1 protein-coding gene and 1 pseudogene are annotated in these 1968 nt (G+C 38.0%); both read left to right on the top strand.

Annotation, left to right across the window (positions count from 1 at the left end):
- Positions 1-260 precede the first annotated feature (260 nt).
- Complete coding sequence (locus tag GQR55_RS19885; RefSeq protein WP_206012156.1) at positions 261-1592, top strand: hypothetical protein; 1332 nt, start codon at positions 261-263, stop codon at positions 1590-1592.
- 163 nt (positions 1593-1755) lie between these two features.
- Positions 1756-1968, top strand: a pseudogene (locus tag GQR55_RS19880) (transposase); the annotation flags it as partial.

The following is a 1968-nucleotide window of genomic DNA, read 5'->3' as shown; positions in this document are numbered from 1 at the left end:
TAGGCGCTGTGGAGTTAAATCCAGAGCAACACAAAGAAGCTGCTTAACAATTTAGGCGACAACTGTCTTGAAAAACGCCGGATCTAGTTGAAATCGAGAAGTATGTAAATTCCGCACTCAGCAAGTTAAGTAAGAAAGTAATTCGCCACTGGACTAAAGAAGATGAGTTCTGCCTTACTCATGAAGAAGTAAATCGAATACAGGAGCGAGTTGCAGAGACTGAATGCGAAGAAGTAGAGTTTTCCAATGAGGTTGAAAGATTGGTTGGCAATGAGAGGGAGGACAGCGATCACATAAATGATGAAAATATAGAGGAAATATCCAATAGAATATTGAGAGTTATTGATAACTACTTGATCAAGTCTGGTGAGTCGTTTGCATCCTCTGTAGTGAATGGTGATATTTGCTTAAATGACCACAACACTCTAAATAACTGTATATTTTCAGATATAAATGACTTTCCATCAACGAACAGCTACCTAGCCCATTTTCCTGATATTGCTTTAAATGTAATAGCGAGATTGTTAAGTTCTGACTTGCCCGAAGTAAAGACTCATCTAAAAAAGATATCTGATACTTATACGCTTTATTCATTTTTGCGAGAAACGCCAGACGTTCAGAAAGTGACAAAGAAAATATTCAGTCACGGAAAAATTTGGTTAGACACAACCATCGTATTGCCATTGCTCGTTGAAACATTCTATAGAGAAGAGCAAAGCAAAAAATATACAAACATAGTTTCTTCTTTAATAGATAGCGGTGTTGAGTTATGTGTCACAGATGGAGTGATCAGAGAAGTATTGCAACATATTAACATATCGATTACTTGCTCAAGAAGAAGTCTGAACCAGTGGGGCGGGAGAATTCCTTTCTTGTACTACCACTATGTTGAACAGGGGTATGAGCCTGTAAAATTTACTTCCTCTATTGAGGTTTTTCATGGGCAATATCGACCTGAAGATGATATTGAAGATTACCTTAAGCATAATTTTAATATTGTACTTGAGCCTTTAGTTGATGCTCTTCAATTAGTACCTGAAGATGCAAGATTTCGTATTGAAGCATTATGGTCTGAGGCTCATAAAGAACGACGAAGCGAAAATGGCAATGGCAATGGCAATTTCGATGAGACCATAACTGAAGCATTGATAAAGAATGATGTTGAGAGTTATGTGGGTGTCATTGGAATGCGGCAAAAAGAGCAGGTATCAGAATTAGGTTATAAACACTGGTGGCTTACAATTGATAGCTTGGCTTGGAAGATCAGGAATAAACTTAAAGAAGAGTTTGAGCGACCACCTTCATCCCCGTTAATGTCATTAGATTTTTTAGCCAATACCTTGTCTTTTGGCCCATCTAGGTCGAACTTTAGCAGAGATCAAGAACAATTACTTCCTCTATTTTTTGAAGCTGACGCATCAGAATATATGCCAAGAGAATTAATCGAGATAGCAAATAGAGTTCGTGAAAAAAATGAAGGTCAGCCTGAACATGTTATTCGAAGAAAGGTCAGGGATACATGTGATCGCATGAAGAGGCGATATGGAAAAGTAACGGAAAATGCAGTAGACGCTGAACAAAAAAGAAATTAACAAGACACCCATCCTAAATTTTGATCTTTTTAAAAGGCCAGATTCAAGGTCGAAGTGCACCACCTTTACTAAACAGAAATTAACAAGACACCCACTCTAAATTTTGCACTTTTCGAAGTTAGAGGTTAGCCTTTCTTTAGTGTAAAAAGTAAGCAGGTGTCTTATGGCTATCGCAAGAAAACGTCAAGTAAGTTTGGTTGATACAAAATACTACCATTGTATTTCGCGTTGCGTGCGACGTGCATTTTTATGTGGGGAAGACCGTTTTACTGGTCAATCTTACGAGCATCGGCGAGGGTGGGTTGAAGATAAGCTGCTTGAATTAGCGAAGGTATTTTGTATTGATGTATGTGCTTATGCCGTAATGAGTAATCAT

Source organism: Pseudoalteromonas sp. Z1A8, from assembly GCF_011378855.1.
Classification (GTDB): Bacteria; Pseudomonadota; Gammaproteobacteria; order Enterobacterales; family Alteromonadaceae; genus Pseudoalteromonas.
This window is presented reverse-complemented; position numbering and strand designations above follow the sequence as displayed.